Raw genomic sequence first — 13,438 nt, 5'->3', positions numbered from 1 at the left:
AAGGAGGTAGACGTGCATGATTGAGTTTATTGAGACAACAAAAGAATTCCAGGTCGGTACTTCGACTGTAACGGCTCTAAATAAAATCAATTTAACAATTCAGAGGGGGGATATTTTTGGTGTTATCGGTTTTAGTGGTGCTGGTAAGAGCACACTGATTCGGACAGTAAATTTACTGGAGGAGCCAACATCTGGGCAAGTACTTGTGAACGGCAAAGAATTAACCACGCTCACTAAAAGGCAGCTTCGAGAGGAGAAGAAAAATATCGGCATGATTTTTCAACACTTTAATCTCCTGCATTCTAAAACAGTATTTGAAAATGTAGCAATGCCTTTAATCATAAGTGGAGTAAAAAAATCAAATTTGGAAGGTCAAGTAAAAGAGGTTTTAGCATTTGTTGGTTTAGCAGACAAAACGGATCGCTATATTGATGAGCTATCAGGCGGGCAAAAACAAAGAGTCGGCATTGCAAGAGCATTAGTGACAAAACCAACTATCCTTTTATGCGATGAAGCAACTTCGGCTCTCGACCCACAAACGACCAAATCGATTTTAGCCTTACTGAAGAAGGTCAATATCGAGTACGGTATTACAATTTTAATGATTACTCATGAAATGGAGGTTATTCGGGATATTTGTAATCGTGTCGCTGTCATGGAAAATGGAAGAATTATTGAAACAGGCAATGTACTTGAAATTTTCTCCTCACCAAGAGAAGAGACAACTAAAAATTTTGTCCAATCGGTTGTTCGTGATGAAGTTCCACCTTCTGTTTATGAGCAGCTAAAAAGTATAGATGCTTCTAAAAAAATTTACAATTTAAAATTCATAGGAGTAGACGTTGGGCAGCCGATTGTCTCACAGGTGGCGAAAAAGTTTGCTGTAGATGTCAATGTTTTATTCGGCAATATCACAGAATTACAAGGAATTCCATTCGGCCATTTAATCGTGGAGCTCGTTGGTTCTGAAAAAGATATACAAAAAGCATTTCTTTTTATTCAGGCTAAAAATATTCAAATAGAGGAGGTTGTTGCACGTGAAAGTGAGTACACAAATCATTATCGACGCGGTTCTAGATACGTTGTACATGGTTAGCATTTCCTTATTTTTTGGCGCTATTTTAGGCTTTATTTTAGGGGTAATCTTAGTTGTGACGAGAAAAGGGCATATTCTTGAAAATAAATTAATCTTCTCGGTTGTCAATCCGATCGTCAATACATTGCGCTCCATTCCATTCATTATTTTACTTGTTGCAATTATTCCATTCACAAGATTACTCGTTGGCACTGCCATTGGTACGACTGCTGCCATTGTGCCGCTAATCTTGCATATTGGACCATATATTTCAAGATTAATAGAAAATTCATTATTAGAGGTGGATGAAGGCATCATTGAAGCAGCCAAAGCAATGGGAGCCTCTCCATTTCAGATTATTCGAAAATTTTTGTTACCTGAAGCCTTCCCATCGTTAATCTTAAGTGTCACAACTGCAACGATTGGGCTTGTTGGTGCGACGGCCATGGCTGGAGCTGTTGGAGGTGGTGGTTTAGGTGATGTTGCCATTACTTACGGATATCAACGCTTTGATAATACAACGATTTTGGTTACAGTAGTCATTTTAGTTGTACTTGTGCAAATTATTCAAAGCATTGGCAACAGTCTTGAACGAAAAATACGTAGGGTGTCTTAGGGGAGAATGTGAGCATGAAAAAACTGAAATATTTAATAGGGCTTTTTACATTACTATTGTTACTAATGGCATGTGCAGAAGCGGATGAAAAAGATACTGTGAAAGTGGGTATCCGTAGCTCGGAATTGAAAACATGGGCGTATATAAAAGAACAGGCTAGTGAGGAAGGTATTAACTTGGAATTAGTAACATTCTCTGCTCAATATGACCCAAATCAAGCATTGGCAGAGGGAGAAGTAGATATTAATGCTTTTCAACATGTTGCATATTTAAATTTATTTAATACGAACAATAACTCGGATTTACAGGCAATTGGCACAACAATAATGGCACCAATTGGCTTATATTCAAACAAATATAAATCGCTAGATGATATAAAAGAAGGTGCAAAAATTGCTGTACCAAATGATCCTTCCAACTGGGGTAGAGCTTTGCTACTGCTTCAGGAGCATGGACTACTAACAGTAACGGATGATTTTGATGGTAACGGTGGAGAAGACCGTATTAAGGATAATCCCAAAAACTTAATCATTTTGCCTGTTGATGGTGCAACAACGCCACGTGTGATGGAGGATGCTGATTTTGCCATTATTAATAATGGAGTTGCTGTAGAAGCTGGTCTTTTATTGAAGGATGCCATCATTCACGAAAGTGAAACAGCTAAGCCATTTATTAATGTTATCGTGGCAAAGGCAGAAGACAAAAATAATGACATATTGAAGAAAATCGTGGAAATTTATCAGCGAGATGAAACAGGGAAGTTTATTAAAGAAGTGTCAAATGGTAACTATATTCCAGTGGAGCTACCACTGGATGAATTAGCAACATGGAAAGATTTCTATTCATATTAGGAAGGGTGATAACAATGACTAGTAAAAAAGAAATAAAGCTAGCCTTGTATTTAATAGGAGCAGGTATGCATGTTGCTGCATGGAGGCACCCATCTGCCCAAGCAAATGCAAGCATCGATATTCAGGCATTACAAAAAGTAGCTCAGATTGCGGAAAGAGGAAAGTTTGATATAGCTTTTGTTGCCGACAGTTTAGCCATTGATCATGAGTCACATCCACATATTTTAAATCGCTTTGATCCATTAATTCAAATTACGGCTTTAGCGTCGGCAACAACTAAAATTGGACTGGGTGCAACAGCTTCAACCACATACAGTGAGCCATATGTGCTGGCAAGACAGTTAATGTCCATCGATCATATAAGCAATGGGAGAGTTGCTTGGAACTTAGTAACCACAGCAGATGCCACAGGAGAAACGGCATTAAATTTTAGCCGAGATAAGCATTGGGAGCATGATCATCGCTATGAACGTGCAGAGGAATTTATCGATGTTGTTCAATCACTATGGGATTCATGGGAAGACGATGCTTTTCTCTATGATCGAGATAATAATCTATTTTATGATCGTCTTAAAGTGCATGAAACATCATTTAAGGGCAACTATTTATCTGTCAAAGGTCCATTAAATATTGCTCGTTCTGTACAGGGGCAGCCTGTTATTGTGCAGGCTGGTGCATCTAAACCAGGCCAACAATTAGCTGCACGTACAGCGGAAGTTGTATTTGTCCATTGGGATGATATTGAAAAATCGAAAGAACACTATCGGCAATTAAAGGCACAGCTTCCTCCCTTTGGACGTAAGGAGGAGGAGCTCCTTGTTTTACAAGGAATTTCCCCAATAGTAGGTGATACAGAGGAGGAGGCAATTCGTAAATTTAATGAATTACAGTCATTGATTGATCCATACGAAAGCTTAAAATTTGTTTCGGGGTACATGGGGAATGTTGACTTTTCAAAGTATTCCCTCGATACACCTGCTATTGAAGTGGAATTCCCAGAAGTTAATAGTATTCAAAGTCACTTCTATGAACACTTAGAGATTATTAAGAAGGAAAATTTAAAAGTTGGTGATTTGTATGCACGCCTTTTTGGACCTGCAAAGCGCGATGCTTTTGTCGGAACACCAACACAAATAGCGGATGAGATGGAGCGTTGGATAATAGAGCAAGCAGCAGATGGCTTTATGCTACAGTTTCCGTTATTACCACGTGATTTAGAAGATTTTGTTGACAAGGTTGTACCGATTTTGCAGGAGCGAGGTATTTATCGTAAAGATTATACGGGCACAACATTAAGAGAACATTTAGGCTTGAAAAAGCCGCTGAATCGTTTTGCTAAAAGTAAGGTGAATCAGGAATGATGGATATTTTTATTCGAAATGAACGAGAGCAAAGGCTTGTTCAATATGCTCAGAATTTAGCGCAACAAATTGAGAAGACAGCTAACCAATATGATGAGAGTGGAAAATTTCCGTTTGAGCATTTTAAAATTTTAGAAGATGCAGGCTATTTTCGACTAACAGTGCCTCAAAAATATGGAGGAGAAGAAATTTCTTTATACGAGATGTTATTAGTGCAGGAACAATTAGCTAGAGGCGATGCTTCCACTGCCTTGTCAGTTGGCTGGCATTTATTGACGTTTTTGAATGTTCGTGAGGCAAAAACATGGCCAGAACCTATCTTTGCAGAATTATGCCGAAAAGCAGTTGAGGAAGGCTCACTTTTGAATATTATTAGCAGTGAACGTGGAAAGGGGAATATTTCTCGGGGGAGTTTACCTGGTACAATTGCTAAAAAGGTGCCAGGGGGATATTGCATTACTGGTGAAAAAGCATTTGCTTCATTAGCGCCGATTTTAAAACAATTCACCATTATTGCTTATCTGGAAGAAGAAAACCTAACAGCGGAATTTCTAATAACGAAAAACGAACAGGTGGAAATTGTTGAAACATGGGATGCAATGGGCATGAGGGCAACAGGTAGTCATGATATTATTTTTCATGATACGTTTGTACCAGAGGCAGCGTTGCTTTACAGACATCATCCAAATGGAGTTAATCGTTTTTTAGCTGATGGTCGAGTCTATTCGTTAGAGATTCCAGCCGTTTATTTAGGAGTGGCAGGAGCAGCAAGAGATTATGCAATTGATTTTGCCAAAAATACGTATTCACATAGCTTAGAAAATACAATCGCTCATGCTAGTCATGTCCAACAAAGGATTGGTGAAATAGAAGTACTTTATCAAACTGCACGAAGAACATTGTATAGTATTGCAACACAGGTAGAACAAAATCCAGCTCTTAAGGAGCAACTATCAGAGTCTGTTAGTATCGCAAAGTATGTAATTTGTAATTACGCCATCGATATAGTAACAAAAGCCATGCAAGTTGTAGGGGGACGAAGTTTATCTAAAGAAAACAAAATCCAGCGTCTATTTAGAGATGTTCAATGTAGTCGCTTTAATCCGCCAGCAGATGATGTGGTGATAGCTCAACTTGCTATGGAGTTACTTGCGGATAAGAAGCAAGTAACTTTTCAATTATAGTTTATATAATGAAGATTTTGAACCGTGCAAGATTTTATAGAGAGAGGATCTGCCAGTAAAAATAGCTGGCAGATTTTTTTACATATACAATTTCTCCTGAATTGTCGATTTCTGTTTGTCGTGAAAGTTGATTTCTAGTATGATATTGATTAGTGATAGGGGGGAAACCCGTGGATAACGGTTCTAAAAAACAAGAAATGTTTTCAAAAATGCAGGAAAGAAAATCTGAGGTAAAAATCGTGAGAAAAATCGTTGCAATTATTGCGATTGTTTTCGTGCTTATAATCGGTGTTGTTGGTATCCTTGGGTACAACTATGTCAAGGGTGCATTAAAGCCACTCGATCCTAATGCGACGAAGACCATTGCTGTGGAAGTACCTATTGGTTCTAGTTTATCATCCATTTCTACGCTGCTAGAGAAAAAAGACGTCATTAAAGATGCACGTGTTTTTAAATACTATGCAAAATTTAAAAATGAATCTCAATTCCAAGCAGGAAATTATGATCTAACACAGGCGATGACATTCGATGAACTGATCGAAAGCTTGAAAACAGGGAAAGTCTACCGTAAGCCTGTCTTTACAATGACAGTTCCGGAGGGCTTAACACTTGAACAAATTGGGAATGTGATTGAAAAGAAAACACCATACACAAAACAGGAATTTATGGATCTTGTGACGAGTGATACATTTGTTCAGCAAATGATGGCCAATTATCCTGAACTTGTCACGGAGGCTGTGTTAGCGGATAATATTCGCTATGATTTAGAGGGTTATCTTTACCCAGCCACTTACTCTTACTATGAAGAAAAACCATCATTACAGGGAATTGTAGAAGAGATGATAGCGGCGATGAATAATGTGGTGAAGAACTATAGTGATGTTTTAGCAGAAAAACAAATGTCGGTGCATCAGCTGTTAACATTTGCCTCATTATTAGAAGAAGAAGCGACAGCTCAAACAGATCGAGAGACAATCGCAAGTGTCTTCTATAATCGAATAAATGAAGGCATGCCATTACAGACAGACCCGACCGTGTTATATGCACTTGGTGATCATAAAGATCGTGTGCTTTTTGAAGATTTAGAAGTGGATAATGCTTATAACACTTATAAAAATAAAGGCTTACCACCTGGACCAATCGCTGGTGCTGGTAAAACTTCTATTGAGGCAACATTAAATCCAAGTCAAACCGACTATTTCTATTTCTTAGCAGATAAAGAGGGTGTTAATCACTTCTCGAAAACATATGATGAGCATTTACAGAAAATAGCAAAATATTTACAAAAAGAAGAATAAGCGTTTAGGAAGAGCAAAAAGTATATAGCAAACAGATGGATAGAAGGAAAGAAAAATAGCTTTCCTTCTATTTTCATGCTATTATAAAGTGTGATTTTTGATCAATCCGTTCATTTATGCGGGACAAATATGCGTGGTAGCAATTGTTGGAGCATATCTAAACAATTGCTCATTTTTGTATGGCAAAGTACCAAGACATCACGTTTGGTCTTTTTCTTTTTGTTGATAAATGATGAAGTACAGACAACGGCAAACGCCCGTTGCCTTTTAAATGAGGGTGAAATAATGGAATTATCAGATGCATATATACAATCATTTATACAGCCACGTAATGAATTGCTTTTAGAGATGGAAGCATACGCGGAGGAGAATCATGTACCGATTATGCAATTAGCAGGTATTGATGCATTAAATCAACTGTTACGTATTCAAAATCCGTCAAAAATTTTAGAGATAGGCACAGCAATTGGCTATTCTGCTATTCGAATGGCAGAGGCATTGCCCAATGTCCAAATTGTTACAATTGAACGTGATCAAGAGCGTGTAACAAGGGCGAAAGCCTATATTCGACGTTCTACTGTATCAGATCGAATTACGGTCATTGAGGGTGACGCTTTAGAGGTGAACGACGAGGCTATTGATACGACTTTCGATGCGGTCTTTATCGATGCCGCAAAGGGACAGTATCAACGCTTTTTTGAAAAATACGCCCCTTTAGTGAATTCAGGTGGGGTTTTGTATATCGATAATATGTACATGCATGGCCTGTCTGATTTAGAGCTGAAGGATGTGCCACGTCGTAAGCGGACAATGATTCGCAATTTAAAAAACTTCACAGATTGGATTATGCAGCACCCAGATTATACAAGTGCTTTTTTGCCAGTCGGTGACGGTTTATTACTATGTTTGAAGAGGTGACTACTATGAAAAAACCAGAATTGCTTGTGACACCACAATCAGTAGAACATATAAAAGCACTTTTAGAAGCTGGAGCAGATGCTTTTGTTATTGGTGAGCAACAATTTGGTCTACGTCTAGCTGGAGAGTTCTCTGTTGAAGAGGTGGAAGAAGCGACGAAGCTAATTCACGCAGCAGGTAAAAAGGTTTATGTTGCGGTCAATGCACTTTTTCATAATGAGAAACTGGAGGCACTGGCAGACTATTTAAAAGAAATGCAACGTATCGGAGTGGATCGTTTAATTTATGGTGATCCAGCGGTACTTATTATTCGCCGCGAGCAAGCCGTGACGATTCCATTACATTGGAATCCAGAAACGACTGCTACAAACTGGTTTACAGCGAATTACTGGGGGAAACGTGGTGCAAAGCGTGCCGTATTAGCACGTGAACTTTCTCTTGATGAAGTATTAGAAATTAAAGAAAATACTGAGATGGAGATTGAGGTACAAGTACATGGCATGACATGTATGTTCCAATCGAAACGCCCATTACTTGGTCATTATTTCTTATATCAAGATAAGGTGATGGCCATTGAAAACCGTCAAGAAAATCGTAATATGTTCCTACATGACGATGAGCGAAATAATAAATATCCTATTTATGAAGATGTCAATGGGACACATATTTTCAGTCCAAATGATATGTGTATAATTGATGAGCTTGGTGAATTATTCGAAGGTGGCATTGATGCCCTGAAAATCGAGGGTGTTCTACAAACACCAGACTATGTAGTAACGGTTACAGAAATCTATCGCAAAGCCATCGATACGTATTTTGATGAATCAGAAAACGCGTATGAAGAGATAAAAGATGATTTATTAGCACGAATTGAAGATATTCAACCAGCCATTAGACCATTAGATACAGGCTTTATCTTCAAGGAAACAGTTTACTAGGAGGGGCAATACCATGGCATTAGCGTTAGAACAAAATGACAAAATCCGTGAGATTGTCGACGGTAAACGTGTCATTACTAAAAAACCAGAGCTACTTGCCCCAGCAGGTAGCTTAGAGAAATTAAAAGTAGCTGTTCATTATGGAGCAGATGCGGTATTTATTGGTGGACGAGAATTTGGACTACGTTCCAATGCAGACAACTTCTCGATTGAAGAGATGCGTGAAGGTGTCGAATTTGCCAAACAATATGGGGCAAAAATTTATGTCACGACAAATATTTTTGCTCACAATGAAAATATGGATGGCTTAGAGCGTTACTTAAAGGATATTGAATCAGCAGGCGTAACAGGAATTATCGTTGCAGACCCACTGATTATTGAAACATGTCGTACAGCAGCACCTAAGCTTGAAATTCATCTTTCTACACAGCAATCACTGTCCAATTGGAAGGCTGTTCAGTACTGGAAAGAAGAAGGCTTACATCGTGTCGTTTTAGCACGTGAAGTAGGCGGAGAAGAAATGAAGCTGATGAAGGAAAAGGTTGATATTGAAATTGAGGCTTTCGTTCATGGTGCAATGTGTATCGCCTACTCTGGTCGTTGTGTTCTGTCCAATCATATGACTGCTCGTGACTCTAACCGCGGTGGTTGCTGTCAATCATGCCGTTGGGACTATGATTTATATGAATTAGAAGATGGTGAAGAAAAAGCACTGTTCGATGACAATCACGCATCTTTTGCGATGAGTCCAAAAGATTTAAAATTAATCGAAGCAATTCCTCATATGATTGAGCTTGGGATTGATTCGTTAAAAGTTGAAGGTCGTATGAAATCCATTCATTATGTTGCGACAGTTGTTTCAGTGTACCGTAAAGTGATTGATGCTTACTGTGCAGATCCGGAAAACTTTAAAATTAAACGCGAGTGGCTCGAAGAATTGGATAAATGCGCCAACCGTGATACGGCTGAAGCATTCTTCCATGATGCACCTGGCTTCGAGGAGCAAATGTTTGGAGTACATGGTCGTAAAACAACGTATGAATTTGCAGGTCTTATTTTAGATCATGATCCAGAAACAAAAATAGTAACGATGCAACAACGAAATTATTTTAAACCTGGTGATGAAGTAGAATTCTTTGGTCCTGAAATTGAAAATTTCAGTTTAACAATGGGCGAAATTTGGGACGAGGATGGCAATAGCCTAGATGCTGCTCGTCATCCATTACAAATTGTGAAATTTAAATGTGACACACCTTTAAAACCGCATAATATGATGCGAAAGGAGAATAACTAATGGCAGCAAAGCGACCAGTTGTCATCGGAATCGCTGGTGGCTCATGCTCTGGAAAAACGAGTGTGACGCGCGCCATTTATGAAGTTTTCCGTGAGCATTCCGTTGTGGTGATTGAACAAGATTTTTATTATAAAGATCAAAGTCATTTAACATTTGAAGAACGCTTAGGAACAAACTACGATCATCCGTTGGCTTTCGATAATGATTTATTAATTGAGCACATAAAAAAACTGTTAGTGCGTCAACCAATTGAAAAACCTGTTTATGACTATGTGCAGCATACGAGAGCAGAAGAAGTGATCCATGTTGAACCAGTAGATGTTATTATCCTAGAAGGTATTCTAGTGCTAGAAGATGCTGATTTACGTGATTTAATGGATATTAAATTATTCGTAGACACAGACTCAGATTTACGAATTATTCGTCGTATCATGCGTGATATTAAAGAGCGTGGTCGTACAACTGATTCGGTTATTGAGCAGTATTTAGCAGCGGTTCGACCTATGCATAATTTATTTATTGAACCAACGAAACGTTATGCTGATATCATTATTCCAGAAGGCGGGGATAATGAGGTAGCAATTGATTTAATGGTAACGAAAATTAAAACTATTCTTGAAACCGACAACGTATTGTAATAAGATAGAGTGGTATTGACAATATTTTCATGCATATTAAAAAAAAGCATGCATACTATTAGGTCAAAGCGTAATTTGAAAAAGTTTAAAAATAATAAAATTCGATTAAATGCATCTTCCGTGCATTTAGTCGAGTTTTATGTTTTTATATTGAAGAAACAAGGAGTGAAGGACTTTGGCAAATGAAAAACAGTACCCTATGACAGCTGAGGGAAAACGTAAATTAGAAGAAGAATTAGTAAAATTAGAAACAGAAACACGTAAAGAAATCGTTGAACGTATTAAAATAGCACGTGATTTTGGAGATCTATCTGAAAATGCTGAGTATGATTCAGCAAAAGAAGAGCAAGCCTTTTTAGAAGGTCGTATTTCTACATTAAAATCAATGATTCGTAACGCAGTGATTATTTCTGAGGATGAGACAGATAACAGTGTTGTATCACTTGGGAAAACGGTTACATTTGTAGAAATCATTAATGGTAAACCGTCATCAGATGAAGAATCGTATACAATTGTTGGTTCTGCTGAGGCAGATCCAATGGAATTCCGCATTTCAAATGAATCGCCAATTGCAAAGGGTCTACTTGGTCGTGCTGAAGGTGAAGAAGTTGCCGTACAAACACCTGGTGGCGAAATGAAAGTGAAAATTATTTCCATTAAATAATGTGTAAGTGTACAAGCAGTTAGCCTTAGGCTGACTGCTTTTAACATTCTTTGGCAATAAAATAGTGAGTATAATTATTTTGCAAGAGCTGTTGAACTTGATAGAATATTTGCTAGAGAGGGGGAGACATTATGAGTGAACGACAAACTCGAAGTAGTCGTCATTTGCAGCCATCTCGTAATAAAAAGCTAGATAAACTATTGAATGTTTTAATAGGTGTTGTGGTTGTACTTATTATTATTACAGCAACCTATGTGTTTAAATGGCAAGATGATGCAGATCAAGCAGTGAAAGATGAACCAGCTCAAGAGGAAAAGAGCGGTGATAACGAAAAAGAAGTAGATAAAGAACCTGCGAAAGAACAGGATAAAGATCTCGCTGTTGAAGAAGACAAAACTTCCGAGGAAGAATCGGAGCCTGATACATCTCAGGAAGAGCAAGGTACGCCAGAAGAGTCGACATCGGATAATCCAATTGTTGACAAGGTTATCACGAATAAAAATTGGCAGCCAACACCTACAACTCAAACAGGTCAGCATGTTTCTTCATATGATGACAAGTCTGTAGACTGGGCTGAGAAGGTAGCCACTGTTTCGACTGTGACAGGCATCGAACAAAGCAATATGATTATTTGGCGTATGCAAAATAATGGTGGTCCTAATTCATCCGTTGCGACAGTTTCAACGAATGATAAATCTCAGATGTACCGTGTCAGTATGGAATGGGTTGAAAATGAAGGATGGAAGCCCGTGAAGTTAGAGCAACTTAACACATTAGAAGGCGCCTATTGACGAAAATCACTCTTTTGATTATTTTTAATAGAGTTGATAAAGAAGGGAAGTAACAGTACATGAAAATAGCAGTAATTGGCGCAATGGAAGAGGAAGTAGAGCTTCTAAGAGCAGCATTAAACGATGCACAAAGTACAATGATTGCAGGCAGTGAGTATACAACAGGGACTTATGAAGGCAAGGAAGTTGTGTTATTAAAAAGTGGTATTGGCAAGGTGAATGCTGCTATGTCTACGACAATCCTTTTACATGAGTTTAAGCCGGATGTTGTTATGAATACAGGCTCTGCAGGTGGATATGACGAGGCACTTGAGGTAGGCGCTATCGTCATTTCTGATGAAGTTCGCCACCATGATGTAGATGTCACAATTTTTGGCTATGAAATCGGACAGATGGCTGGGATGCCAGCAGCTTATAAATCAGATGAGAAATTGATGAAAGTCGCTGAGGAGGCCGTCAAGGCGGTTGGAGAGCATCAGTATGGCATCGGTTTAATTTGCTCTGGAGATGCTTTTATGAATGATCCTGAACGTGTAGAAGCGGTTCGTCGTCATTTCCCTCAAATGAAGGCTGTAGAAATGGAAGCGGCTGCGGTTGCTCAAGTATGTTATCAATTTGCTACACCTTTTGTTGTCATTCGTGCTTTATCAGATATTGCTGGGAAAGAATCGAATATTAGTTTCGATGAGTTTTTACCAGTTGCTGCAAAGCATTCTACACAAGTCGTTTTAAAAGCAATTGCCTCTCTATAAACTACACAAAATGGTCAAAATGTGCGTGTTATTCTGTGAGAAAAATCACAGTTAAAGCAATGGACAAATGCTACACTGACAGTAATAAATCTCTTCATAATAGAATGGGAGGCATTCATGATGTTATTTTTAACAGCGGGTGTAGTCATTATTACAACTTTAATAGGCACGTTGATTTCAGCAGAACTATCGGAGTCAGCGCATTAGTATGACGGGAAAGCTCCTTTGCGACATAGTCATGTCGCAGGGGAGCTTTTTATATGCCATGAAATAGGCACATCTTCCGCCAATGATGCATTGAATTTTTCTACTGTCCATTTTACAATATATTATTCAATAGACTTTTGGTCTCGTTTGTATAGTTGATAGAGTTTAATAAGTGCTCGCTTTTCAATGCGAGATACATAGCTGCGTGAGATATTTAAACGAGCAGCAATTTCCTTTTGTGTAAGGGCATCCTGTTGGTTTAAACCATAGCGTAGTGTCACAATTTCGAGCTCACGTTCATCAAGCATATGCAAATAGTGATATAACTGTGCCACATGTTCTTTATGCTCTAGTTTTTCTGTGGCGCTTTCTTCGTCACACTGAAGTAAATCACGAATTTGCAGTGCATTACCATCTTTATCAGTCCCAATAGGCTCAAACAGTGATACGTCTTTCTGCACTTTTTTTTGTGTGCGCAGATGCATTAAAATTTCATTTTCAATACAACGGGCTGCATATGTGGCAAGTCTAGTTTTTTTGTCAGGGGTATAGCTCTCGACAGCTTTCATTAGACCGATTGTTCCGATGGAAATATAATCATCTAGTTGTTCATGTTTTGGATGGAATTTTTTTACGACGTGCGCGACAAGCCTCATATTGCGTTCGATTAAGTCAAGACGTGCTTGCTCATCGCCACCTAAAAATCGTTCAATACAAGCAGCTTCCTCTTCTTTTGAAAAGGGTTTATGGAATGTTTGCCCCTTTAAGTAGCCAAGCAACGCAGGGATTTCAAGCCATAACTGCAACATTGATGTAAAAATTCCGCTCATTGAATGATTTCATCCTTTCCC

14 protein-coding genes are annotated in these 13,438 nt (G+C 38.5%); 13 read left to right on the top strand and 1 reads right to left on the bottom strand.

The genetic code is table 11. The features are described 5' to 3' along the window. The first annotated feature begins 16 nt into the window (after positions 1-16). From MKY46_RS15705 to mtnN, 13 genes are all read left to right on the top strand, one after another. Positions 17-1,096, top strand: a complete 1,080-nt coding sequence (locus tag MKY46_RS15705; RefSeq protein ID WP_036121963.1) for a methionine ABC transporter ATP-binding protein — start codon at positions 17-19, stop codon at positions 1,094-1,096. Next, on the top strand, positions 1,089-1,691 hold the full coding sequence (locus tag MKY46_RS15700; RefSeq protein ID WP_230593802.1) for a methionine ABC transporter permease: 603 nt from the start codon (positions 1,089-1,091) through the stop codon (positions 1,689-1,691). Before MKY46_RS15705 ends, MKY46_RS15700 begins: the two co-directional genes overlap by 8 nt. 14 nt (positions 1,692-1,705) lie before the next feature. Further along, positions 1,706-2,542 (top strand): MetQ/NlpA family ABC transporter substrate-binding protein, encoded by an 837-nt coding sequence (locus MKY46_RS15695; RefSeq protein ID WP_036121957.1) that lies wholly within the window; start codon positions 1,706-1,708, stop codon positions 2,540-2,542. 14 nt (positions 2,543-2,556) lie between these two features. Beyond that, positions 2,557-3,903, top strand: coding sequence for an LLM class flavin-dependent oxidoreductase (locus tag MKY46_RS15690; protein ID WP_036121953.1), 1,347 nt, complete (start codon positions 2,557-2,559; stop codon positions 3,901-3,903). Continuing rightward, the gene (locus tag MKY46_RS15685; RefSeq protein WP_036121950.1) at positions 3,900-5,087 is read left to right on the top strand and encodes an acyl-CoA dehydrogenase family protein; all 1,188 of its coding nucleotides are present in this window, start codon (positions 3,900-3,902) and stop codon (positions 5,085-5,087) included. The genes MKY46_RS15690 and MKY46_RS15685 overlap by 4 nt, the downstream gene beginning before the upstream one ends. A gap of 170 nt (positions 5,088-5,257) precedes the next feature. Further along, complete coding sequence (gene mltG, locus MKY46_RS15680; protein WP_036121947.1) at positions 5,258-6,385, top strand: endolytic transglycosylase MltG; 1,128 nt, start codon at positions 5,258-5,260, stop codon at positions 6,383-6,385. 285 nt (positions 6,386-6,670) lie between these two features. Further along, entirely contained in the window at positions 6,671-7,303 is a 633-nt protein-coding gene (locus tag MKY46_RS15675; RefSeq protein ID WP_036121943.1) for an O-methyltransferase, read from the top strand. Between the two features lie 5 nt (positions 7,304-7,308). After that, a complete protein-coding gene (locus MKY46_RS15670) occupies positions 7,309-8,241 on the top strand; it encodes a peptidase U32 family protein (RefSeq protein WP_036121940.1) in 933 nt (310 codons plus the stop codon). Positions 8,242-8,254: 13 nt separating this feature from the next. Continuing rightward, positions 8,255-9,535: a peptidase U32 family protein gene (locus MKY46_RS15665; RefSeq protein WP_036121936.1), complete on the top strand. Its 1,281-nt coding sequence runs from the start codon at positions 8,255-8,257 to the stop codon at positions 9,533-9,535. Continuing rightward, positions 9,535-10,173, top strand: a complete 639-nt coding sequence (gene udk / locus MKY46_RS15660) for a uridine kinase (protein ID WP_036121933.1) — start codon at positions 9,535-9,537, stop codon at positions 10,171-10,173. The genes MKY46_RS15665 and udk overlap by 1 nt, the downstream gene beginning before the upstream one ends. 175 nt (positions 10,174-10,348) lie before the next feature. Continuing rightward, positions 10,349-10,837 carry a transcription elongation factor GreA gene (gene greA / locus MKY46_RS15655; protein ID WP_036121930.1) on the top strand — a complete coding sequence of 163 codons (489 nt, stop codon included), beginning with the start codon at positions 10,349-10,351 and terminating at the stop codon, positions 10,835-10,837. Between the two features lie 131 nt (positions 10,838-10,968). Beyond that, entirely contained in the window at positions 10,969-11,628 is a 660-nt protein-coding gene (locus MKY46_RS15650; RefSeq protein ID WP_036121926.1) for a YrrS family protein, read from the top strand. Positions 11,629-11,687: 59 nt separating this feature from the next. Beyond that, on the top strand, positions 11,688-12,380 hold the full coding sequence (mtnN, locus tag MKY46_RS15645) for a 5'-methylthioadenosine/S-adenosylhomocysteine nucleosidase (RefSeq protein ID WP_036121923.1): 693 nt from the start codon (positions 11,688-11,690) through the stop codon (positions 12,378-12,380). Positions 12,381-12,709: 329 nt separating this feature from the next. Here mtnN and sigK read toward each other — a convergent pair whose 3' ends face one another. Then, complete coding sequence (gene sigK, locus MKY46_RS15640) at positions 12,710-13,417, bottom strand: RNA polymerase sporulation sigma factor SigK (protein ID WP_036121917.1); 708 nt, start codon at positions 13,415-13,417, stop codon at positions 12,710-12,712. Positions 13,418-13,438 lie beyond the last annotated feature (21 nt).

Origin of the sequence: Lysinibacillus sp. FSL M8-0355 (genome assembly GCF_038008985.1) — a bacterium.
GTDB classification, from domain to species: domain Bacteria; phylum Bacillota; class Bacilli; order Bacillales_A; family Planococcaceae; genus Lysinibacillus; species Lysinibacillus fusiformis_D.
This window is presented reverse-complemented; position numbering and strand designations above follow the sequence as displayed.

What these genes read in the sequence shown, in the direction of transcription:
- MKY46_RS15705 (WP_036121963.1), top strand. Translation starts at nt 17, where the DNA reads ATGATTGAGTTTATTGAGACAACAAAAGAATTCCAGGTCGGTACTTCG.
- MKY46_RS15700 (WP_230593802.1), top strand. Translation starts at nt 1,089, where the DNA reads ATGGTTAGCATTTCCTTATTTTTTGGCGCTATTTTAGGCTTTATTTTA.
- MKY46_RS15695 (WP_036121957.1), top strand. Translation starts at nt 1,706, where the DNA reads ATGAAAAAACTGAAATATTTAATAGGGCTTTTTACATTACTATTGTTA.
- MKY46_RS15690 (WP_036121953.1), top strand. Translation starts at nt 2,557, where the DNA reads ATGACTAGTAAAAAAGAAATAAAGCTAGCCTTGTATTTAATAGGAGCA.
- MKY46_RS15685 (WP_036121950.1), top strand. Translation starts at nt 3,900, where the DNA reads ATGATGGATATTTTTATTCGAAATGAACGAGAGCAAAGGCTTGTTCAA.
- MKY46_RS15675 (WP_036121943.1), top strand. Translation starts at nt 6,671, where the DNA reads ATGGAATTATCAGATGCATATATACAATCATTTATACAGCCACGTAAT.
- MKY46_RS15670 (WP_036121940.1), top strand. Translation starts at nt 7,309, where the DNA reads ATGAAAAAACCAGAATTGCTTGTGACACCACAATCAGTAGAACATATA.
- MKY46_RS15665 (WP_036121936.1), top strand. Translation starts at nt 8,255, where the DNA reads ATGGCATTAGCGTTAGAACAAAATGACAAAATCCGTGAGATTGTCGAC.
- udk (WP_036121933.1), top strand. Translation starts at nt 9,535, where the DNA reads ATGGCAGCAAAGCGACCAGTTGTCATCGGAATCGCTGGTGGCTCATGC.
- MKY46_RS15650 (WP_036121926.1), top strand. Translation starts at nt 10,969, where the DNA reads ATGAGTGAACGACAAACTCGAAGTAGTCGTCATTTGCAGCCATCTCGT.
- mtnN (WP_036121923.1), top strand. Translation starts at nt 11,688, where the DNA reads ATGAAAATAGCAGTAATTGGCGCAATGGAAGAGGAAGTAGAGCTTCTA.
- sigK (WP_036121917.1), bottom strand. Translation starts at nt 13,417, where the DNA reads ATGAGCGGAATTTTTACATCAATGTTGCAGTTATGGCTTGAAATCCCT.